Source organism: Paenibacillus sp. A14, assembly GCF_036864815.1.
GTDB lineage: Bacteria > Bacillota > Bacilli > Paenibacillales > Paenibacillaceae > Fontibacillus > Fontibacillus sanfengchensis.
The window spans coordinates 251,684-272,983 of record NZ_JBAGJD010000002.1; the positions used below are offsets into that span (position 1 = coordinate 251,684).

The window sequence follows — 21,300 nt, forward strand, 5'->3', positions numbered from 1 at the left end:
AAAAAGCTGACATAGACTGTGAAGTTCATCTCAAATGGTCATCAACTTCATCTAAATAAAGTTTTGTTTATATCTTACATGGATATTACAATAGGAGTTAGAAAAATCGTGAAAAATGGAACAAACCATATTGTGACAAAACGAAAGGTGGAGAAAAGATTGGCTATTACAACACAATCGAGCCCTGAACTTCAAGTGGCCCAGTCCTATGTGAATGAAGTGTATGAAACCGTCAAGAAGCGCAACCCGGGGGAAAGCGAATTTCACCAGGCCGTAAAGGAAATTCTTGACTCCCTTGTGCCGGTTTTTGCGAAGAATCCCAAGTATAAGGACCATGCGATTCTGGAAAGAATCGTCGAGCCCGAAAGACTGATCTCCTTCCGCGTTCCTTGGATTGACGATCAAGGGAACGTGCAGGTCAACCGCGGCTTCCGCGTGCAATTTAACAGCGCCATCGGCCCTTATAAAGGCGGACTTCGCTTCCACCCTTCCGTGAATGCCAGCATCATCAAATTTCTCGGCTTCGAGCAAATTTTCAAGAACTCCTTGACCGGGCAGCCGATCGGCGGCGGTAAAGGCGGTTCCGACTTCGATCCGAAGGGCAAATCGGATAATGAAGTCATGAAATTCACGCAGAGCTTCATGACGGAACTGTCCAAATATATCGGTCCGGACACCGACGTACCGGCGGGCGATATCGGGGTAGGCGCGCGTGAAATCGGCTTTATGTTCGGCCAATACAAACGCCTCCGCGGCGGCAACGAAGCCGGCGTCCTGACGGGCAAAGGCCTCACTTATGGCGGAAGCTTGACGCGGACCGAAGCAACCGGCTACGGCCTGGTTTACTTCACGGACGAAATGCTGAAGACCAAGGGCGAAAGCTTTGCCGGCAAGACGGTCGTCGTCTCCGGTTCGGGCAACGTTTCGATCTATGCGATCGAGAAGGCGCAGCAGCTCGGCGCCAAAGTCGTGGCCTGCAGCGATTCGAACGGATACGTATACGACAAGAACGGCATCAATCTGGATACCGTGAAGCGTCTGAAAGAAGTGGAAAGAAAACGGATCAAGGAATATGTGAGCGAGCATCCGTCGGCCGAATATCATGAAGGCTGCGAAAATATCTGGAGCATTCCTTGCGATATCGCTCTGCCTTGCGCCACGCAAAACGAAATTAACGAAGAAGCGGCCAAAACTTTGGTAGCCAACGGTGTAAAATTCGTGGCCGAAGGCGCCAACATGCCTTCCACCCTGGAAGCGATCGAAGTTTACCTCAGCAATGACGTGTACTTCGGACCGGCCAAAGCGGCCAATGCCGGCGGGGTTGCCGTTTCCGCTCTGGAAATGGCGCAAAACAGCGCAAGACTCGCCTGGTCCTTTGAGGAAGTGGACGCCAAACTGAAAGACATCATGAAGAACATCTACAGAAACAGCGTAAACGCGGCTGAAGAATACGGCCATCCGGGCAACCTGGTGGTTGGCTCGAACATCGCCGGCTTCCTGAAAGTAGCCGACACGATGGTAGCGCACGGCGTCATCTAATATCATAATAAGACAGGGTGTCCGTCGGCCAATCAGGCTGGCGGACACTTTTTATTTACGGGAAAACCTCCCGCTGGATTATTGGCAAGTCTGCACAAAGAGCCTCCCCTCTAACTGACGAGGGAAGGCTCTTTTGGGGTTTGGCTATTGAATTAGTATGCCAAAGCGTCCAGGGCTTTGATATGAGACAGGTAGCGGATGTTGCTCGCTTCCTTCATCAGCGTTGCCGGCAATCCGCGCAATTGGCTGTTGCTTGCGCCGATCGTAGCTACCGCATCCTTGCGGCCCAGGCTTGCCAGTGTACCCGAGTTTACCGGGCTGAACGTTTCCAGATGTCCGCCGGTCAGGTAAGCGTACAGGTTATAGCCGATCAGCTCGCCCATTTGCCAAGCGATTTGTGCGGTTGGCGGGTATGGACGGCCGTCCGCACCGAAGTATACGGCGCTGTCGCCAGCGACGAATACGTCTTTATGCGACGTGGATTGCAGGAATTCGTTGACCGTGGCCCGGCCGCGGTTGACCTCAAGGCCCGACTCGCCGACCAGCGGATTTCCTTGCACACCGCCTGTCCATACGAACGTGTTCGCCACTATTTTTTGCCCATCCTGCAGATCGATCGTATTGCCTTCCACATTCGTAACGGGCAACCCGGTCAGGAATTTGACGCCGCGCTTCTCCAAACTATTCGTTGCTCGCTCAATCAGGTTGTCCGGCAGTACCGGCAAAATTTTAGGACCGGCTTCGACCAGCATCAACTGAACTTCTTCTTGTTTAATGCCGTATTTCTTGCTCAGCTCAGGCAGCTTGTCGGCGATTTCGCCCACCAGCTCGACCCCGGTCAAACCGCCGCCGCCGATCAGAATCGTAGCGTCCGCCGGATTCTTCGATTTCGCGTATTCAGCCAGCTTCTCTTCGATATGGCGATGAATGCGGTTGGCGTCGTCGGCCGATTTCAGCACCATGCTGTACTGCTCCAGCCCCGGAATCCCGAAGTAAGCCGTGATGCTGCCAAGCCCTACAACCAATGCATCATAAGTCAAAACCGTACCGTCGTGCAATTTGACTTGCTTGTTGTCGACCGAGAAGCTGTCGACCTTGGTGATGCGAAGATCGATGTCTTTGCCCTTGAACAGTTTCTCGAGAGGCAGCGCCACCGCGCGTTCCGCGATGCTTCCCGCAGCCAGACGATGCAGCTCGGTAATAATTTGATGTGTCGGATATTGGTTGACAACCGTAACCCGTGCTTGTTCTTTGGTCATGTATTTCCGAATATTCAAAGCGCTCAGTACGCCGCCGTAACCGGCGCCCAGGATGACAATATGTTTAGACATAGTAATTCTCCGTCCTCCGTTCTGACAAATTAAGATGGTAAAACCTTAAAGATAGCGCGTCTATTTTTGTTGTCTGCTCTTCTCACCCGCGACTTGAAGATAAGCGTTCACGAAACGGAACAGCTTTTGCGCTTCCGGATCCTTGAGCATTTTGAGCAGCCCAAACAGACCGATGACTTCCTGACTTGCATCAGCGCGGTCTTTGGCCTCAATGACGGTGGCTGCAATATTTTTAACCGTGCCTACAACTGGACCGGCAATTTCAGAAATCGCACCCACCGTATCGCTCTTTAAAGTTTCATCCGTCGCAACGGTTTTGGCAAAATCGTAAGACTTCGTCAGAATATTCACCAGCTCGGTTAATTTCGGCAGCTGTTGAACCAGGACTGTCAAGGATTCCTGAACCTCAGGCTTGAGCAGTTGATCAACGATATCGCGTTGAGCCTGGTCGCTGGACGTGACCGTCGTTTCTTGTACAGATTTTGTTTCCGTGTTCGCTTCCGACATACCAATTCTCCTTTACATTAAGCCACAGTGCTTGAATTTTGGGTTAATAGGGTCCCAATTCCCCCACCAAACTCGCTAGAGTTAGTGAAAAATTGAACATTTAATCAGTAAACAACCCGATATAGATTGTAACATACTTTCAACAAAAATAGTCATTAAGTTTTAACTTAATGACTATAATCTGAGATTTTTATCATAGTTTGTCCGATTTTAAGAGGAGTATGCGGTGCTGCTCAATTTTGATACCCAAACCCGGTCGCGATCTCTTGTAAAAAATCATAAAAAAGCTTTTCCGTGGGCGGCAGCTCCCGCGTCGCTGGCACGATAACACCTACGTCCCGGGTGACCTGCGGCTCCGTAATAGGTAGAATCACGATACTGGAGGCAATATGCTCGCTGAGGGCGATTTCCGGAAGAACGGTCAGTCCAAGTCCTGCGGAAACGAGTCCTTTGATCGCGTCCAGATCGTCTCCCTCAAAGGCTACCTTCGGCTGAAATCCAAGATTGTCGCAGGCTTTCACAACGATGTCGCGCAGGACGAACCCTTCGGGAAACAACACGAACAAGTCCTCCTTCAGTTCGCTCAACTTGACGGAGTCTTCTTCCGCCAGCGGATGATTCTCCGGGAGCAGCGCGACAAATTTTTCCCTGAACAACACCGTCCCTTTAATTTGCGCTTCCTGCTGGGGTACGGGACCCATAATCGCCAGATTCAGATCGCCTTTGGCCACCCAATCCACCAATTCCCGGTAAGAACCGTGCTGCAGCTGAAAATGCACCGCCGGATACCGCTCCCGGAAGCTTGAAACCGCCTTCGGAATCATTTGCGCCGCCATACTGCTCGGAAAGCCGATCCGCACCGTTCCTCTTTCAGGGTCCAAATATTCGCTGATTTCCTGCTGCGCACTTTCAATCACCTTCATCAAGTGCTCCATGTGCCCCAGAAATAACCGGCCAATGGGGGTCAACTTCACCTTGCGTCCCTCATGAATGAACAGGTCCACCCCCAGCTCGGCCTCCAGCTTGAAAATCTGCCTGCTCACCGCCGACTGCGAAACATGAAGCGCATACGACGCCTCAGTGACGTGCTCCAGCTTCGCGACCTCTATAAAATATTGAATTTGCCTAAGTTCCACGTTTTCCGCACCTCCCCTAACAAAGAACGTCAGGTTCTTCAGGTTTTTAATCCTCATTATATAGGCTTAGCGCCCGGAACGGAAGCTTCCGGGATTCGCACATAAAAAAGCCCGGCGGGATCGTGCGCTCAAGGGGCAATCGCCAGGGCGGGCAGAGCCGCGCCGGCAGGCCGGATGAAGCGCCGGACGGGCGGATTTGCTGCACGGGCTTCGCGGGGGGCGGAGATGATGCACGGGGGGGCGGAGCTGCCAACGCAGGGAGCGGAACCGCTGCGCGGGGGGCGGAGATGATGCGCGGGGAGCGGAGATGATGCGCAGGGGGCGGAGATGATGCGCGGGGGGCGGAGATGATGCACGGGGGCGGCGGAGATGATGCGCGGACGGGCGGAGTGCCGCCTGCCGGAAATTAACGGGATTTCCTCCCGCTAATTTGCGGCCAACCCGCTGTATCCGTGATTTAACTGGAATTTCTCCAGTTAAATTGGGCGTATAGAGCTCTTTTCCCCTCCGGGGGAACAATTAGCTGGAGAAATTCCAGCTAATTGATTCACTGAAGCCGATTAAGGCATAATTAACGGGAGTTTTTCCCGATAATAATTATGGATCAGCGGCGTCAGGTTGGCACCATAGCGCCAATTCGCAGCATATCATCGTAAAAGCCCAAAGGAAACGATATCCTTTGGGCTTCTAAATTCACCATTGGGGACGATCGAGCTCATACAGGTTCCGGTACCTCGGCTCTCGCTCCATCAGTTCGGCGTGGGTCCCCCGCATGAGGACGCGGCCTTCCTCCATAAACAAAATCTCGTCCATCTCTTCCGCAAAAGCGAGATGGTGGGTGACCCATATGAGCGTTTTGCCTGCCGTCGACCGGAAAATGGTCGACATCAGCTCACGCTCGGTCCGCGGGTCGAGCCCGACCGTCGGCTCGTCCAGGATCAGCACCGGCGTGTCCTGCAGCAGCACGCGCGCCAAGGCGACGCGCTGCCGCTCCCCGCCGGAGAAGCGCTGCCCGGTCTCCCGCATCGGCGTATCCAGCCCCTGCGGGAGACCGGCAAGCAGCCCGCCGAGCTGCGCCCGCTCCGCGGCTCGGCGAACGCCCTCCATCTCCGCGTCCGGACGACCCAGCCGGATATTGTTCGCCACCGTCGTGTCGAACAAATGCGGGCTCTGGTTCAGCACGGAGATGATGCGGGGGATGCCGTCCCCATACGCAGCGGACGGCACCCCATTGATCGTGACGGCCCCGGCCCCCGGGACCAGGGCCCCCTGGATCAGCTTCAGCAGCGTCGACTTGCCCGCTCCGCTGCGGCCGATGACGGCGACCCGCTTGCCCTGCGGGAGATCCAGCATCACGCCGTCCACGGAGCGCGGCCCTTCCTCGCCGTAGGCGAAGGAGGTCCCCTCCAGCCTAACGTGCGCGCGCCGGGCCACCGCGTCAAGCTCGGCGGCAGAAGGAACCGCCGCAGCGGCCCCTTCCCCAGCGCCTCCGCCCGAAATCCGCTCCAGCCGGTTCAGCGATTCCCGGTATTCCGGCAGACGCTGGACGGCCTCGGATACCGGCAGGAACGCATCCGCCAGTGGGAACACGATCAGCACAAAAGCGGCGATCAGCGTCGGGTTCAACTGTCCGGCCGCCACTTGGCCGCCGGACCAGTATATCATCGACACGACCGTAAGCCCGACGACAATTTGGCCGATGAGGGCCCGCCAGCGCGCCCAGGCTCTCAGCTTCCGCTCCTTGCGCAGCACAGCCTCCTCATCGCGTTCATATTCGCTTAGAAAATCGGCCGATCTTCCGCTGATCACCCAGTCGCCGATCCCCATCACCGCGTCGGTCAGCTTTTGATACAGCCCGTTCCGCTCCCGCTTGAGTTCGGCATCCATTCTCCGCGTCAGCATCAGCGAAATATAAGGCAGCACCGCGACCAGAATAAAAATGTACAAGGCGACCAATAGCGCAAACCGCACATCAAACGCGCCCAACGCGATCACAGCGGCAGCATAGAGCACCAAGGCGATCAGGCTCGGGAAAACCGTGCGGATATAAACGTTCTGCAATTGTTCGATATCGTCGGCCAACGCGCCGAGTATATCGCCGGTCCGATACCGGGACCGGATGAACAGCGCTTGCGGTTCGAGGATCCGGTACAAGCGCACCCGCATTTTGGAAAGGATCCGCAGCACCGCGTCATGTCCGACAAGCCGCTCCACATAATGGAGCACCGCGCGGCCGATCCCGAAGGCGCGAACGCCGACGATCGGCACGTATACGAGCAGAATATTGTAAGGCATCGTAGCCGATTTGGAGATCAAAAATCCGGAGGTAAACATGAGCATGGACGCCGCCAAAAGCGTCAGCACACCCAGAAGGAGATACAGGGCAAACCGGCCGCTGTACATTTTAAAATAAGGGCTGATCCAGTTTTCCTGCCGCTTCATGCTTTGATCCCCTCCTGTTGCAAGCTGGCCATTTCGTAGTAGACTCCCCGACGCGCCATGAGTTCCTGGTGGGTGCCGCTTTCGGCCACCCGCCCCTGCTCCATGACGATGATCCGGTCCATCTCCCGCATCCAGTGCAGGCGATGGGTAGCCAAAATGACGAGCTTGTCGGCAAACAACGGAAGCATCGTCTCTTTCAATTCGTACTCCGTCTCGATATCGAGATGGGCAGTCGGCTCATCGAGCAAAATCACCGGCCGCTCGCTGAGCAGCGCCCGGGCCAGCGCCACGCGCTGCTCCTGCCCGCCGCTGAGCGGACGCCCGCCGCCGCCGATCGGCTCGTCCAGTCCGCGCGGCAGACTGGCCACCAGGGCGCCGAGCCCAGCGGCTTCCGCGGCCCGCAGCACATCGCCCGGCTCGGCAGCCGGCTTGTTAAAGCGGATATTTTCAGCCAGCGTACCGCTGAAAATATATGGCTTTTGCGGGATGTACGTAATCTGCTCCCGCCACCGCTCCGGGCTCAAGTCGCCCAGCTTGGAGCCGTTCAGCTCGAAGCTGCCCGAGGTCGGCCGCAGAAAGCCGCCGAGCACGTCGATCAGCGTCGACTTGCCCGCCCCGCTTTCGCCGATGATGCCGATCCGGCCCATCCCGCTGAACGTCAAATCTACCCCGTCGAGGGAGGGATGCCCCTCTTCCTCGTGGCGCACCCCGATCCCCCGCAGCACTAGCGTACTCTGCGGGGTCCACGCCAAATCAGCGCCGGCCGGCACCGGCGACGCCTTCGCCGCCTCTTCCCCGGCGGCTCCGACAATCGCCTCCATCGCTTCGCCCGCCTCTTTACCGTCCAGCGTCGCATGGTAGTCGGCGCCGACCATCCGCACCGGCAGGAAATACTCCGGCGCCAGGATCAGCACGGTCAGCGCCGGCAGCAGCCCGATGCGTCCCTCGATCAGCGGCAGGCCGAGGCTGACGGCCACCGAAGCCACAGACAGCATCGTGATGAAATCGAGCGCGAACGAGGACAGGAACGCGACGCGCAGCGTCCGCATCGTCGCGGAGCGGTAGGAATCGCTGACGCGCTCAATGGAATCGATATGCGTTTTGCTGCGCCCCAGAAACTTCAGCGTCTCCAGACCGCGCAGCGAATCGACGAAATGGTTGGACAGGGTCCGGTAAGTCTGCCACTGGCGCTCCGTCTGCTTCCGGGCGGCCAGCCCGATCAGAATCATGAACACGATCAGGATCGGCATCGTGATCATCAGAATGACCGCCGATGTCGTGTTGAGCGTGAACACATAGGCCAACACCAGCACCGGCGTAATCCCCGTAGCCAGCATCCGCGGCAAAAACAGCTCCAGGTAGTTTCGGAACTTCGTCACTCCCTCCAAAACGAGGGTGACCAAATTCCCCGTCCCTTCCCGGCCGGCAAACCGCGGCCCCATCTCGAACAACTTGGCCAGCACTTGCCTGCGCAGTGATTGGCCGGTTTGCTCGGCAAAACGGTAGGCCGTCTTTTGCATGAGCAAGCCGCACCCTTGCCGGACCAAAAACGCAAGCAGGAACAAACCGACCCCGCCGGCTTGTTCCTGCAGCTTGGCGCCGGCAAACAGGGCGGAGACGACCTCCGCCAGCCAGGTTGCCTGCAATATGATAGCGATGCTTTGAATCAGGGTCAGCCCGGCCATGATCGCCATGACCGGCTTGATCCCCCTGTATTTCATCAGTCCGCGACCCATTAGTACTCCAGATGCTCCTTTTCATGAACCCGTTTATGGAAAACAAAGTAGCTCCAAATCTGATATCCCAGTACGAACGGCAGCAGCGTCAGCGCCACGATGGTCATCACCTTCAAAGAGTATGGACCGGATGCCGCATTATCAATTGTAAGCGAAAACGTCTCATTAATCGAGCTTATCATCACGCGCGGGAACAATCCGACAAATACGCCGGAGACGGACAGCGCGATCAGCGCCCCCGTCATCCCGAACGCCCAGCCGTCCCGCTGCTTCGACATGAACATGCCCGCCAGCAGGAAGCAAACGACGCCAACGACGGCCATGGCGGCCAGAATAGCGCCGCGCACTTTAAACACATCCGTTTGGAGGTAGGTCATGACGGCGAAGATGACGAACAAGGCGGCCAGCGGAATCAGCAGTTTTTGCGCCAGCTTGCGCGCACGCTCTCTCAGGCTTCCGGTCGTACGCAGCGAAGCGAACATCAAACCATGAACAAGGCACAGAACGACGACGGTAATGCCGCCGACCAAAGTATACAGATTGACCATGTCGAACAATCCGGCTTTCATTTCCATGTCCGCGTCAATCGGCAGTCCTTTGAGCAGGCCGGAAAATACGACGCCGAGCAGGAATGGCGGCAGCAGGCTGCCCGCGAAAATCGCGACATCCCAGGTGCCTTTCCACTTTCCGTTGGCCACTTTGCCCCGGAATTCAAAGGCCACCCCGCGTGCAATCAGGGCCAGCAGCAGAACGACGAGCGGAGTATAGTATCCGCTGAATAGCGTGGCATACCAGTTCGGGAAGGCCGCGAACATGGCGCCGCCCGCGGTCAGCAGCCACACTTCGTTGGCGTCCCAGAACGGACCGATCGAGTTGATCAGCACGCGGCGTTCCATATCATTTTTGGCGAGGAAACGCGTGCTCATACCGATGCCGAAATCGAACCCCTCCAGGAAGAAGAAACCGATGAACAGGACGGCTACAAGCACAAACCAGAGTTCATTAAGAGACAGCATGGTAACCCTCCTTCGCATAAGGATCGGACGAATGATCGTCGCTCGTGTTTTCGGCATTCGGGCCCTTTTTGATCGTCTTCACGAACAGGTAAACCATCACGATCGCCAGGGCGGTATAGATCGCACAATATGCGATCAGGGAGAACAGCAGTTGCCCCGAGCTTACGCTCGGCGAGACACTGTCTTTCGTCTGCATCAGACCGAACACCGTCCAAGGCTGACGCCCGATTTCCGTCATGATCCAGCCCGAAGTATTCGCGATAAACGGAAGCGAGATACCCCACAGCATAAAGCGGTAAAACCATTTGTTCGGCTGTTCCAGCTTTTTCCGCCAAGCCAGAAATGCCCCGTACATACCGAGAAGAATCATCAAGCAACCGGCCGCGATCATAATCCGGAAGCTCCAGAACGTCGTTCTTACCGGAGGAATATAATCGCCGGGACCATAGGTCTGCTCGTATTCCGCCTGCAGCTCGTGCATCCCTTTCACTTCACCGGAGAACTTACTGTAGGACAGGAAGCTGAGCAGGTAAGGAATTTTAACTTCAAACGTATTGCTCCCGCTCCCCGGATCAATGTGGGCGTATACGGTCCAAGGCGCGGGATCCCCGCTCTTGCCCCAAAGTCCTTCGGACGCCGCCATCTTCATCGGCTGGGTCTTCACCAGGTATTGCGCCTGCTGATGGCCGAACATAGCCGTGCCAAAGGAAGCGATCAAGCCGACGATCACGGCGATGGTAAACGATTTTTTGAAAAATTGAACATCCTGCTTGCGCAGCAGTTTATAAGCGCTGATCCCCGTGATCATGAATGCGCCGGTGGCGAAGGCCCCCAATACCGTATGAGGGAACTCGACCCACAGTTGGCCGTTAGTGATCAAGGCGAAGAAGTCGTTCATCTCGGCCCGGCCATTGTTGATTTCAAAACCGACCGGTCTTTGCATAAAAGAGTTGGCGGCCAAAATCCAGAACGCGGATACCGTCGTCCCGAGGGCTACCAGCCAGATACTAAGCAAATGAACCTTCTTCGACAGGCGGTCCCAGCCGAAAATCCAAAGACCGATAAAGGTAGACTCCATGAAGAACGCGAACAGGGCTTCCACCGCCAGAGGAGCTCCGAACACATCGCCTACGAACCGCGAATAGTCCGACCAGTTCATACCGAACTGGAATTCCTGAATAATCCCCGTGACCACGCCGACGGCAAAGTTAATCAGGAACAGCTTCCCCCAAAACTTTGCCATCTTCTTGTATTCCTCTTTGCCTTTGACGACGTACATCGTCTCCATAATCGCCACGAGCAGAACGAGCCCGATAGACAGAGGCACGAAGAAAAAGTGAAAAATAGTGGTCGCCGCAAATTGAAGTCGTGCAAGCATTAACGGATCCAACATTTTTCTTCCCTACTTTCTAATAATTCTTAACTAATGTGAATTCTATCACGGAATTGTGAGGATACACGGGATAAAAGTAATAATTTTGTGACAAGAATCACATGACAGATGTCACAATGGTGAACAAATTGCAAAAAACCTTGATGGGACGGTATTTTTTACATTGATGTCGATGTGTGAAAAATATGTGTCCGGGTAAAAGAGGGTAAAAAAAAGACCCGCTAAACGCGGGACCTTCCATCCAGTAAATGCCGGACGGTCAGCACGGGGTGGGTCCACAGCATCCGGGGGCCGGCAAAGCGCATCACCTTCTTGATGTCCTCCCGGGGCTCCGGCGCATAGCAGTGAACCGGACAGGCGGCACAAGTCGTTTTGTTTTCGCCGAAGCGGCAGTGCGTCAAACGTTTGAGAGCGTAAGTCAGCAAGTCCTCGCATTCCCGGCATAACCGGGTTGAAGGGACCGCTGGATCACTTGCCGATGTCGGGGACGCAGACGCGCTCACGCCTTCCGCCGCCTGCACTTCATACGCTTCTTGTACCCGCGAGCGGTGTCGGCTTCTGCAGTAAATGGCGATCATGTGCTGAACCGTCTTTTTTTCGCGGAGGATTCGCGGTCCTTCCCGCTCCCGGCTCAACGCTTGCTGCGTATTTTTCATGTGGTTCATGATCGTTCTCATCCTCCGATCGTAGGTAGTTTCAGTCATGATAAGTTTGGCCCGCAAAATAACGGTCATTTTGGGCCAGACTTGCCCGGCTTCGCCAAGGCATGTCCCGGCGGTCCCTCAGGCGCTCTCGGGAATCCCGCCAGCCCGGCGCTCCGGAATGCCGGCGTCTAACCGCGCTCCTTGATCGCGAAGCCCCGCTGCCACAGCAGCCAATTGGCCGCCAATAGAAGGGCGGCGTAGAGGTAGATGCCATAGCTCAGCAGCGTTGCCGCATAATGGACGAGCGCCAGGCCGCCGAGCAGCAGCATGAGCGGAATCGTACGAAGGCCGTCGCTCTGCTGCGCTGTTTCGAACCTTTCCGAGAACGGCAGCGCCTTGCTCAGATAGGCGAAGCATAGCACCGAGTACACGAGAATCGCCAGCCCGGCCACGATAAGATCGGGGATGATTCTCCATCCGAACAACACCGCGAACAGGGCGGCTTCCAGTGCATAGACAGGCAAAACCAGCCGTACCAAGGCCGCGAGCAGCGTGCCGCGGTAGATCGGCACCACGTCCTCTCCCAGTGGAAGAGCCCGGTAAATCCAGGCCGCCTTGTAACTTCCCGAGTAGCGGAGCATGATCAGAACCGAAGGGACCAGCAAAGCGCAAAAGTAAATGAACAAGTATTTCGAGGTTCCCGGCAATCCGGCAAAGCCCTGGCCTTCGCCCATAGCGAACAGGAAAATCAATGGAAAAACGAGCGAAAAACCGAGAGAAGGATACACTTTCAGCTTAAACTCCCGCTCGTTCCCCATCATCGTCCAGGCAAAGCGGAAAAATACCTGCTCCTTCGCACTTGCGCAGAGCAGACGGGAGATGGCCTTCACCCTTTTTCCGGCGCCCTCTTTTTTCCGGTTCCCGGGATCGGCCAGCTTTTGCAAATATTTCTCCAGGGAAGGCATCACCCGAACGTAAATCAAAATCGCCGCCACGGGCACGAACAGGGCCAACAGCGAAAGAACCAGAAGCATACGGTTACCGTCACCGTGAAGCAGCACTTCATAAGGCGCTCCAAACCAGATCGGGGCAACCCAAAACTGCCACCACTTAGGCTGGAAGGCGGACTGCAAATCGACAAAATCAAACACCCGGATCAATAGCTGGTTACCGAGAGCCAGACCGATGGTCAGGCCAATCTGCACATAGTTGATTAGATCCTTCAGCCGCTCCCCGTCAAAAAATTTCAACACGGCCAGGTAAATCAGCGCCGTAAACACCACGATCAGCAAATCCATTAATATCAGCTCCGCCACAAACAACAGCGCGAAACCGATCCCGTGTCGATACAGTCCCACTCCGAGAGGAACAACGCCAAGAGCCCCGGTCAGACAAAACATGTAGATGAAGATATGCAGCGTCTTCGCCATCCCGATCGTCCTGCGGGCCACCGGCTTGCTGAACAGAATCTGCCGATCCCGTATGTCCAGGAGCACGGAGGAAAAATCCGAAATCAGCGAAGTCATGACCATAAACATGAGAATGCCGAACACCAGACTCATCTGAAAAATAAAGTTATCTCCCAACGCCACAAACATCGAGCTTAGCGCCCCAAAAATAAGGTAGAGCCAAAGTGAGCTGAAGAACTGATTTTTCTCCGGTTCCTGGCCGTCATAGAGTCTACGCCCGTCCCTATTCGCCTTCTTGCGGGTTTTCCCGATAATCGTCGGCACCCTGCGGCCGTCCATCGTCAGCTTGATCTGTAGGATGCGGCGCATCATCGGATAATCCACGCCAAACCTCTCGAACAGACCGCGGAATCCATCGAGAAATTTTAGTAGTCTCATCTCACCCATCGGCTACACCTCTTGCACGATCGCCACAAATTGATCCGCGATCTCCCGATGCTGATTAAACCCGGTCAACTGGTTAAAGACCTGCTCCAGCGACCCTTCCCGGCCTTGTCCCTTCAACTCCTCAAAGCTGCCGTCGGCCACGATGCGCCCGCCGTCCAGCAGGATGATCCGGTGGCTGATTTTTTCCACAACGTCCATAATGTGCGAGGAATAGAAAACCGTCTTCCCCTGGGCCGCCAAACGCGCAAGGATTTCCTTCACCACCATCACGCTGTTCGCATCCAGCCCGCTGAGAGGCTCGTCCAAAAACAATATATCCGGATTATGCAAAAGACTGGAGACTAGAAGCACCTTCTGCTTCATCCCCTTGGAAAACGTGGCAATGCGAACATTGAACACGTCTTTTAAACCGAACTGTTCCATCAGCCGGCGGGCTTTCCGCTCCGCCAACTCCCCCGGAAGGCCGTAAAGCTCGCCGATAAACGTCAAATATTCCCTGGCCGTCAACGTATCATAAATTTCCGCCGTCTCCGGCACGTAACCGATCCGCTTTTTGTACTCCACACCGCCGTCCCTGGGACTGGCCCCCAAAATCCGCACCTCCCCGGCGTACCCTTCGACCAGCCCCAGCATAATTTTGACCGTGGTGCTTTTGCCCGCCCCATTCGGCCCGATGTATCCGATAATTTGTCCGGGATGCACATCCAGATCAATCCCGTTCAGCACATATTTCTCGCCAAATCGCATTCTTAAATCCCGCATAGTGATGATAGGTTCGCTAGCGACAACCATTCTCTCAACCCTTTCTACGTGATTTTTACGCCTTATTTTTTCTCCTTCCACTACTCCTCAGGGGAACTCCAATTAAAACCAATTATCCCGAATCGATATAAGGAAATCAATTACATAGCGCATAAAAAAACGGAACCCGCATCGGCTCCGTCTTTTATAGTTATGGTGTTTCTGTCGATTACTCCTGCGCTCCCGCACCCGGCATAAACCCGCTGATGTCAACGCCCAGACCTTGAGCTACGCGCATCCCGTACTGAATATCAGCCCGGAAAAAGTTGCAGATCGCCCGCAATTGCGTTTGTTCCGGCGTTTGACGCAGGTCGTTGACGAGGTTGTGGATCAAATGGGCCTGCTCTTCCGGCGTAAAGCTGCGATACAGTTCTCCCGCCTGCGTAAAGTCATCCGTCTTGGCGATCCGCTCCCGGCCGATCTGTCCGCTAACCGGACTAACGCTGTCGCGGTAGCGCGGATCTTCCTTCGGACTCTCTTCCGAGCTGTTCGGCTCGTAATTGACCGGCGACGGATCCTGCATCACATTCATCAAGCCGTCCCGCTGATGATTGCGTACCGGGGCGTAGGGGCAGTTCACCGGAATTTGCAGGTAATTGGCCCCCAAGCGGTATCGCTGCGTATCCGGATACGAGAACAGCCGTCCTTGCAGCAGTTTATCTTCCGACGGCTCAATGCCCGGCACCAAGGCGCTCGGCGAGAAGGCCGACTGCTCTACTTCAGCGAAGAAGTTGCCCGGATTGCGGTTCAGCGTCATCGTCCCCACCGGAATAAGCGGGTAATGGGATTCCGGCCACACCTTGGTCGGGTCGAGCGGATCGAACCCCCATTGATCCAGATCTTCCACCGGCATCAATTGGACGTTCAGCTCCCACTGCGGATAATTCCCTTGATCGATCTGATCGTACAGATCGCGGGTCGCATGGTTGAAATCGCCGCCTTGGACCTCGCGCACTTCGTCCGCGGACAGATTCACCACGCCCTGCTTTGATTTCCAGGTATATTTAACGTAAGTGATATTCCCCTCTGCATTGATCCATTTGAAGGCGTGAACGCCAAACCCGTCCATTTGCCGATAGTTCGCCGGCGTTCCATTATCGGAGAAAACCCAGGTCATCATATGGGTCGATTCCGGCGACAGCGTCATGAAATCCCAGTACCGGGCCGGATCCTGGATATTGGTATCCGGCGCAGGCTTCAGGGAATGAACCATATCCGGAAACTTGATGGCATCACGGATAAAGAATACGGGGAGATGATTCCCGACCAGATCGTAGTTCCCTTCCTCCGTGTAAAATTTCGCCGCAAATCCCCGCGGATCCCGCGCCGTTTCCGGCGAACCTTGGCCGTGGATCACCGTGGAAAACCGGACGAATACCGGTGTCTCCCGCCCGGCTTCCTGCAAAAAATGCGCCTTCGTGAACCGCGACATGCTGTGGTCCGTCACAAATACACCATGGGCTCCCGCTCCGCGCGCGTGCACGACCCGCTCGGGAATCCGCTCCCGGTCGAAATGCGCCAGCTTCTCCAGCAGATTGTAATCCTCCAGCAGGGCCGGCCCGCGCTGTCCCGCCGTTCGCGAATTTTGGTTATCGCCGACCGGCGCCCCCTGATTTGTCGTCAATCTGTTGTTCATCTATATCATCCTTTCATGCTTATTATTGAATTTAGACTTGATCTAAGTTCTAAAATAGATTTTAACATGCTCTACGTTCCAGTTGCATGAAGGTTAGATGAGGAATAAAAGAAATTAAAATTTGAATCTTTCCTTAATCCGGCACCGTATATTAATAAATTTAACAAAATTAAGGAGGCTTTATATTGGTTGTTTTTGTTCTCATCGTTGTCTTCATTGTTCTTGCCCTGCTTCTTTTCATGGGGTTGGGCAGGTACATTAAGAAGAAAGACGACCAAAAAACGGAACAGGACGTTCTGAAGTTTATTGCGAACCATCCCGAGCGCGTCTCCATCCACGTGATCGAAAACGGGGAACATACCGTGTCCTACGGGTCGGATCACAAGCGTCCGCTGGCCAGTGTAGTCAAACTTGTCATTGCGGCCGAATTTGCCGAGCAAGCGGCGGAAGGGAAGATTATAGCGGAGGAAAGGGTTCCCTTAAGAAATCTGGAGCGGTTTTATATTCCCGGTACGGATGGAAACGCCCACCCCGGATGGTTGAAGAGCCTGGGGAGCTTATCACCCGACGAACCTACAGTCCCCCTGCTCGAAGTGGCCCGAGGCATGATACGTTTCAGTTCCAACGCCAATACCGAGTTTTTGCTGGAAAAGCTGGGGCTTGATCGGGTCAATCGGCGCATCGGGCTGCTGGGTCTTAAAGAACATGATCCGATCTACCCGATTTCTTCTTCCATGCTGGTCTACAGCTATCTGATGGAGACCCGGGAACTGTCGCACCGCCAGGTCCTGGAGGCGATGAAGAGGTTGCCTTATGAGGAAATGTCGGAGCTGGCGAAAGACATTTTTACGCGAATCTCGCAGGATTCCGCCTGGATACCGAGACTTAGCCGGACCAGGTCGCCCCTGGCCGCCCAGCGGATTTGGTCCGCCAAGCTCCCCGGATCCACAGCCCGGGAATATGCGAATCTGCTCTGCCGAATCCGGCGTGGTGAACTGCTGTCTCCCCAGGCGACCGGGATCCTGCTCGACCTGCTCGACCGCCCCCAATCCCCCGACTCTCCGTTTAAAACGTTGGGCGGAAAAGGCGGTTCGACCCTGACGATCCTTAACCAGGCGCTGTACTGCGAGGATGCATTGGGGAATCAAGCTCAGCTTGCCGTATTTATCCATGATCCCGATGGGATGGAACTGCTCTGGCTGAACCACAAGCTGGATCTGTTCCTGCGGGAATACCTGACCAATCGAAGCTTCAAAGATGAGGTGAACCGGACGTTAAAATAACAGCTCTTATTTCCACCGGGCTGCCCGCTACGACCACAAACGCCGCCAAACAAGAGAAAACCCGGACCGCCAACAGGTCCGGGTTACACTTATAGCCCAAATTAAGTTACTTGATTCCCTCTTGCACTTCCTTCAGCATTTCCGGAACGGACAACAGGCCGCCGCCGGACAGATACCAATAGTTCGCGTCCAGATAAACAATGTGGCCGTCTTTGTACGCGTTCGTCTTCTTCACCAGGTCGTTCTCCACCAGCTTGGCCGCGGGTTCGGCCTGCTTGCCTTCCTCCGTAACGACCGCATCGCGGTCCACGACAAACAAGTAGTCCGGGTTCTTTTCAGCGACATATTCAAAAGAGATCGAATCCCCGTGCGTGTCCGCCTTGATATTCTCGTCGACCGCCGGAACGCCGAAGACGTCATGGATGATGCCGAAGCGCGAGCCCGGGCCATAGGCGCTGACTTTGCCGCCCGTCGTCAGAATGACCAGGCCCTTCTTGCCGCTGCCCGATACCGAATCATGCAGCGCCTTGATCGAGTCATTCAGCGCCGTAAGCTCCTTCTCCGCCTCAGCCTCCTTGCCGAAAATCTCGCCCAGCGTTTTGACGTTCTCCGTAAAAGAAGCCATATAATTGGCGGTGTCCACGCCCATATAGATCGTTGGCGCGATCTTGTTCAGCTCTTCATAAGCCTCGGAGGAGCGGCCGGAAATAAAGATCACGTCCGGTTCCAGTGCGTTCAGCTTCTCGAAATCCGGCTCGAACAACGTTCCCGCGTTCGTGTATTTGCTGTCTTCGTATTTCTTCAGATGCGTCGGTAAGCTGGCCTGCGGCACGGCGGCAACTTCCACGCCCAACTTGTCGAGCGTTTCCAGCACGCCGTAGTCAAAAACTACAACCTTGCCGGGATTCTTCTTCACTTTAGCTTCACCCAACTGATGTTTGATCGTCAGTTCACCGGCCTCGCCCGTCGCAGCCGCTTCCGTCGACCCGGCCGTATTGGCCGTACCGGCTTTAGCCCCCGTAGAACTTGCGCCCGCATTGCCGCTGTTCTTGCCGGCCCCGCACGCCGCCAAAACAGCGATCATCAGAACCGTACTGAGCATCAAAGCTATTTTTTTCCCTTTTTTCACCTGTAATACCCCCATATTTTCCATAGTTATTTTAAGCAAAATACACGCAAATCTTATTGCCCCCGATGTCCTGCACCGGAATCTCCATATCGTAAACCTCGCGCAACACCGCGGTGTCCATAATTTCCTCCGTGGTGCCCTCTTTGACGACGACGCCGTCTTTCAACGCCACGATGTAGTCCGAATAGCAGGAGGCGAAATTGATGTCGTGAATGACCAGCACGACCGTTTTGCCAAGCTCATCGACCAATCTGCGCAGCACCTTCATGATCTGCACCGAATGCTTCATGTCGAGATTGTTGAGAGGCTCATCCAGCAGCACATATTCCGTGTCCTGGGCGATGACCATGGCGATGAAAGCTCTTTGCTTTTGCCCGCCGCTGAGCTCGTCGAGAAATTTATGCTGCATCGGCTCGAGATCCATATAGCGGATCGCCTCCTGGACATGGGCCTCATCCACCTTCGTCAGCCTGCCCTGGGAATAGGGAAAACGTCCGAAGTTGACCAGGTCCTTGACCGTAAGCCGGATGTTGATATGGTTGGACTGCTTGAGAATCGAAATTTTCTTCGCCAGGTCGTTGCTCTTCCAATTCCCGATTTCCCGGTCCTCGATCAGAATGTCGCCCGCATCCTTGGCGATCAGCCGGCTGATCATCGACATCAGCGTGCTTTTGCCGGCCCCGTTCGGCCCGATAAAAGAGGTGATTTTGCCTTTGGCGATGTCGAGCGAAACGTTGTCGATCACTTTTTTGCCGCCATATTGTTTGGAAACTCCTCTGACCTTTACCACGATTTATTCTCCTTTAGCAGCAGATAGATGAAGTACACCCCGCCGATAAAGTTGATGATTACGCTGAGCGAAGTGGAGAAGGTAAACACTCGTTCAACCAGCAGCTGACCGCCCGCAAGGGCGATATAGCTGATCAGGGACGCGCCGAGGATCAACGTTTTATGGCGGAAGGTGTTCAGAAACTGATAAGCGACATTCGCCACCAGAAGTCCGAGAAACGTAATCGGTCCGACCAATGCGGTGGAGATGGAAATGAGCACCGTAACCACAATCAGCATGCGTTTGACGACATATTCGTAACTGATGCCCAGGTTCACCGCATGATCCCTACCTAGAGCAAGCACATCGAGATACTTGGTAAAGCCCGCAAAGTATATCCCCGTAAGGATTACCCCCACCGCCGACAGCAGCAGGAGATCGGAGTTCACATTATTGAAGCTCGCGAACATTTTGTCCTGAACGACCATGAACTCGTTGGGATCCAGCAGTTTTTGCATAAACGACGTAACGCTGTTGAAAAAAGTGCCGAAGATCAGGCCGATCAAAAGCAGATGATAAATGTTGCGGCCCTCTTTCTTAAAAAGCATCCTGTACAGCAGCAGGGAGAACACCACCATCAGCGCGACGGTCCCCACAAACCGGAGGTTCTGGTTCATCAGAGTCAGGGTCGTTCCGCCGAGCAGAAAGACGATCAAGGTTTGCAGCAGCATGTACAGCCAATCCAAACCGATGATGCTGGGCGTCAGAATACGATTGTTCGTAATCGTCTGAAACACCACCGTGGAAAAGGCGATCGCCGTTCCGGTGAGAAGGATGGCAATCAGCTTCTTTCCCCTCCTCGGGAGAATGTAATCCCAGTGCCCTCCCGCATCGATCGTCATAAACACGACCGTCAGCAGAACGGCGATGCCGGCAAGGAGCCAAAGTTTGGTTCTATTGCTCATAGGTCCTTCTCCTCATCAGCAAATACAGGAAGATGCCGCTCCCAATCACACCGACCGTCAATCCGATCGGCACTTCATACGGATAAATGATCACACGGCCCAAAATATCGCAGGCGAGCACGAAGACCGCGCCCAGCAAAGCCGTATGCGGCAGGTTTTCTTTCAAATTGTCTCCCCGGTACATCGTGACCAGATTCGGGATGATCAGTCCGAGAAAAGGGATCGAGCCTACCGTCAGGACGATGACCGAAGTGACGAGCGCCGCCAAAACCAGCCCCACATTGACGACCTGCCTGTAATTCAAGCCCAGGTTGACGGAAAACTCCTCGCCCATCCCCGCGACCGTGAACTTGTTGGCATAGACATAAGCGACGGCGACAAGCGGCACGCTGATATAAAGCATTTCGTAGCGCCCCTGCATGATCATGGAGAAATCCCCGTTTAACCAGGCGGACATGCTTTGAATCAAGTTGTATTTATAAGCGAAAAAAGTAGTGGCGGACTCGACAATGCCGCCGAACATTAAACCGACAAGCGGGATAAAAATCGTGTCCTTGTACCTCACCCGGTCCAGGATCTTCATGAAGATGTAAGTTCCGGCCAAGGAAAAGACAAAGGCTACCGCGATCTTGGCGAGCGGTCCCGCGGAGGTAAACACCAGAAGCGACACCATGATGCCGAAGCTGGCGGAATCCAGCGTGCCCGCTGTCGTAGGCGACACAAATTTGTTCCGGGTCAGCTGCTGCATAATCAAACCGACGATGCTCATGCTCGCGCCGGCGATCACAATGCTCACCAGCCGCGGAATCCGGCTGATCATGAGCAATTCCCAAGCCTCTCCGCCGAATGGAAACAGTTCGGATAGAGATATGCGCTGCGCCCCGATCAACAGGGAGGCAACGGACAGTAGGATTAACAAGGATGCCAATATTCTTTTCATCGTGAATTCGTCCTTACTAGGCTTCCTCTGGCCTGGAGGAAGGTGAAGTGATGAGCTGCCGGCAGAACAGACGATCTTTTAATTAATAATGATATTCATTATCAATTAGCTAGATTGAATTATACCGTCCTGTTTTTCGGACTGTCAATTGTTTTCGCCCGAAAATTTTATCCCGGT

General features: G+C 54.8%; 18 protein-coding genes. 3 read left to right on the forward strand and 15 right to left on the reverse strand.

Translation table 11 applies throughout. The features are described 5' to 3' along the window. Positions 1 to 159 precede the first annotated feature (159 nt). Positions 160 to 1,539 (forward strand): NADP-specific glutamate dehydrogenase, encoded by a 1,380-nt coding sequence (gene gdhA / locus V4U88_RS05585; RefSeq protein WP_334072276.1) that lies wholly within the window; start codon positions 160 to 162, stop codon positions 1,537 to 1,539. A 152-nt stretch (positions 1,540 to 1,691) separates the two neighbouring features. Here gdhA and V4U88_RS05590 read toward each other — a convergent pair whose 3' ends face one another. From V4U88_RS05590 to V4U88_RS05600, 3 genes are all read right to left on the reverse strand, one after another. Continuing rightward, positions 1,692 to 2,870: an NAD(P)/FAD-dependent oxidoreductase gene (locus tag V4U88_RS05590; RefSeq protein ID WP_334072277.1), complete on the reverse strand. Its 1,179-nt coding sequence runs from the start codon at positions 2,868 to 2,870 to the stop codon at positions 1,692 to 1,694. 60 nt (positions 2,871 to 2,930) lie between these two features. After that, positions 2,931 to 3,377 (reverse strand): DUF1641 domain-containing protein, encoded by a 447-nt coding sequence (locus V4U88_RS05595; RefSeq protein ID WP_334072278.1) that lies wholly within the window; start codon positions 3,375 to 3,377, stop codon positions 2,931 to 2,933. Between the two features lie 233 nt (positions 3,378 to 3,610). Next, positions 3,611 to 4,513, reverse strand: coding sequence for a LysR family transcriptional regulator (locus V4U88_RS05600; RefSeq protein ID WP_334072279.1), 903 nt, complete (start codon positions 4,511 to 4,513; stop codon positions 3,611 to 3,613). Between the two features lie 122 nt (positions 4,514 to 4,635). Here V4U88_RS05600 and V4U88_RS05605 point away from each other — a divergent pair, with 122 nt between their 5' ends. Then, positions 4,636 to 4,824 (forward strand): hypothetical protein, encoded by a 189-nt coding sequence (locus V4U88_RS05605; protein ID WP_334072280.1) that lies wholly within the window; start codon positions 4,636 to 4,638, stop codon positions 4,822 to 4,824. Between the two features lie 382 nt (positions 4,825 to 5,206). Here V4U88_RS05605 and cydC read toward each other — a convergent pair whose 3' ends face one another. The 8 genes from cydC to V4U88_RS05645 all read right to left on the reverse strand — a co-directional run bounded on the left by cydC (position 5,207) and on the right by V4U88_RS05645 (position 16,037). Next, positions 5,207 to 6,955, reverse strand: coding sequence for a thiol reductant ABC exporter subunit CydC (gene cydC / locus V4U88_RS05610; RefSeq protein WP_334072281.1), 1,749 nt, complete (start codon positions 6,953 to 6,955; stop codon positions 5,207 to 5,209). After that, entirely contained in the window at positions 6,952 to 8,691 is a 1,740-nt protein-coding gene (gene cydD, locus V4U88_RS05615; RefSeq protein ID WP_334072282.1) for a thiol reductant ABC exporter subunit CydD, read from the reverse strand. The genes cydC and cydD overlap by 4 nt, the downstream gene beginning before the upstream one ends. Continuing rightward, the gene (cydB, locus tag V4U88_RS05620; protein WP_334072283.1) at positions 8,691 to 9,707 is read right to left on the reverse strand and encodes a cytochrome d ubiquinol oxidase subunit II; all 1,017 of its coding nucleotides are present in this window, start codon (positions 9,705 to 9,707) and stop codon (positions 8,691 to 8,693) included. The genes cydD and cydB overlap by 1 nt, the downstream gene beginning before the upstream one ends. Further along, the gene (locus tag V4U88_RS05625) at positions 9,694 to 11,097 is read right to left on the reverse strand and encodes a cytochrome ubiquinol oxidase subunit I (protein WP_334072728.1); all 1,404 of its coding nucleotides are present in this window, start codon (positions 11,095 to 11,097) and stop codon (positions 9,694 to 9,696) included. Before V4U88_RS05625 ends, cydB begins: the two co-directional genes overlap by 14 nt. Positions 11,098 to 11,321: 224 nt before the next feature. Next, complete coding sequence (locus tag V4U88_RS05630; protein ID WP_334072284.1) at positions 11,322 to 11,765, reverse strand: nitrous oxide-stimulated promoter family protein; 444 nt, start codon at positions 11,763 to 11,765, stop codon at positions 11,322 to 11,324. A 167-nt stretch (positions 11,766 to 11,932) separates the two neighbouring features. Continuing rightward, a complete protein-coding gene (locus V4U88_RS05635) occupies positions 11,933 to 13,591 on the reverse strand; it encodes a hypothetical protein (RefSeq protein WP_334072285.1) in 1,659 nt (552 codons plus the stop codon). Positions 13,592 to 13,603: 12 nt separating this feature from the next. Continuing rightward, positions 13,604 to 14,392 carry an ABC transporter ATP-binding protein gene (locus tag V4U88_RS05640; RefSeq protein WP_334072286.1) on the reverse strand — a complete coding sequence of 263 codons (789 nt, stop codon included), beginning with the start codon at positions 14,390 to 14,392 and terminating at the stop codon, positions 13,604 to 13,606. A gap of 178 nt (positions 14,393 to 14,570) precedes the next feature. Further along, entirely contained in the window at positions 14,571 to 16,037 is a 1,467-nt protein-coding gene (locus V4U88_RS05645) for a catalase (protein ID WP_334072287.1), read from the reverse strand. Positions 16,038 to 16,222: 185 nt separating this feature from the next. Between V4U88_RS05645 and V4U88_RS05650 the strand changes: the two genes are divergently transcribed. After that, a complete protein-coding gene (locus tag V4U88_RS05650) occupies positions 16,223 to 17,320 on the forward strand; it encodes a serine hydrolase (RefSeq protein ID WP_334072288.1) in 1,098 nt (365 codons plus the stop codon). A gap of 106 nt (positions 17,321 to 17,426) precedes the next feature. Here V4U88_RS05650 and V4U88_RS05655 read toward each other — a convergent pair whose 3' ends face one another. Genes V4U88_RS05655 through V4U88_RS05670 form a run of 4 tightly spaced genes read right to left on the reverse strand, consistent with a single transcriptional unit; the run spans position 17,427 to position 21,123 of the window. Continuing rightward, positions 17,427 to 18,422, reverse strand: coding sequence for a siderophore ABC transporter substrate-binding protein (locus tag V4U88_RS05655; protein WP_334072729.1), 996 nt, complete (start codon positions 18,420 to 18,422; stop codon positions 17,427 to 17,429). A gap of 58 nt (positions 18,423 to 18,480) precedes the next feature. Then, on the reverse strand, positions 18,481 to 19,239 hold the full coding sequence (locus tag V4U88_RS05660) for an iron ABC transporter ATP-binding protein (RefSeq protein WP_334072289.1): 759 nt from the start codon (positions 19,237 to 19,239) through the stop codon (positions 18,481 to 18,483). Next, the gene (locus V4U88_RS05665; RefSeq protein ID WP_334072290.1) at positions 19,233 to 20,183 is read right to left on the reverse strand and encodes an iron chelate uptake ABC transporter family permease subunit; all 951 of its coding nucleotides are present in this window, start codon (positions 20,181 to 20,183) and stop codon (positions 19,233 to 19,235) included. The genes V4U88_RS05660 and V4U88_RS05665 overlap by 7 nt, the downstream gene beginning before the upstream one ends. Next, complete coding sequence (locus V4U88_RS05670) at positions 20,173 to 21,123, reverse strand: ABC transporter permease (protein ID WP_334072291.1); 951 nt, start codon at positions 21,121 to 21,123, stop codon at positions 20,173 to 20,175. Before V4U88_RS05670 ends, V4U88_RS05665 begins: the two co-directional genes overlap by 11 nt. Positions 21,124 to 21,300 lie beyond the last annotated feature (177 nt).

Excerpts from the sequence above, each read along its gene's own strand:
- V4U88_RS05630 (WP_334072284.1), bottom strand. The coding sequence starts at position 11,765 with ATGAACCACATGAAAAATACGCAGCAAGCGTTGAGCCGGGAGCGGGAA.
- V4U88_RS05595 (WP_334072278.1), bottom strand. The coding sequence starts at position 3,377 with ATGTCGGAAGCGAACACGGAAACAAAATCTGTACAAGAAACGACGGTC.
- V4U88_RS05655 (WP_334072729.1), bottom strand. The coding sequence starts at position 18,422 with ATGCTCAGTACGGTTCTGATGATCGCTGTTTTGGCGGCGTGCGGGGCC.
- cydC (WP_334072281.1), bottom strand. The coding sequence starts at position 6,955 with ATGAAGCGGCAGGAAAACTGGATCAGCCCTTATTTTAAAATGTACAGC.
- V4U88_RS05670 (WP_334072291.1), bottom strand. The coding sequence starts at position 21,123 with ATGAAAAGAATATTGGCATCCTTGTTAATCCTACTGTCCGTTGCCTCC.
- cydD (WP_334072282.1), bottom strand. The coding sequence starts at position 8,691 with ATGGGTCGCGGACTGATGAAATACAGGGGGATCAAGCCGGTCATGGCG.
- cydB (WP_334072283.1), bottom strand. The coding sequence starts at position 9,707 with ATGCTGTCTCTTAATGAACTCTGGTTTGTGCTTGTAGCCGTCCTGTTC.
- V4U88_RS05640 (WP_334072286.1), bottom strand. The coding sequence starts at position 14,392 with ATGGTTGTCGCTAGCGAACCTATCATCACTATGCGGGATTTAAGAATG.
- V4U88_RS05665 (WP_334072290.1), bottom strand. The coding sequence starts at position 20,183 with ATGAGCAATAGAACCAAACTTTGGCTCCTTGCCGGCATCGCCGTTCTG.
- V4U88_RS05635 (WP_334072285.1), bottom strand. The coding sequence starts at position 13,591 with ATGAGACTACTAAAATTTCTCGATGGATTCCGCGGTCTGTTCGAGAGG.
- V4U88_RS05645 (WP_334072287.1), bottom strand. The coding sequence starts at position 16,037 with ATGAACAACAGATTGACGACAAATCAGGGGGCGCCGGTCGGCGATAAC.
- V4U88_RS05590 (WP_334072277.1), bottom strand. The coding sequence starts at position 2,870 with ATGTCTAAACATATTGTCATCCTGGGCGCCGGTTACGGCGGCGTACTG.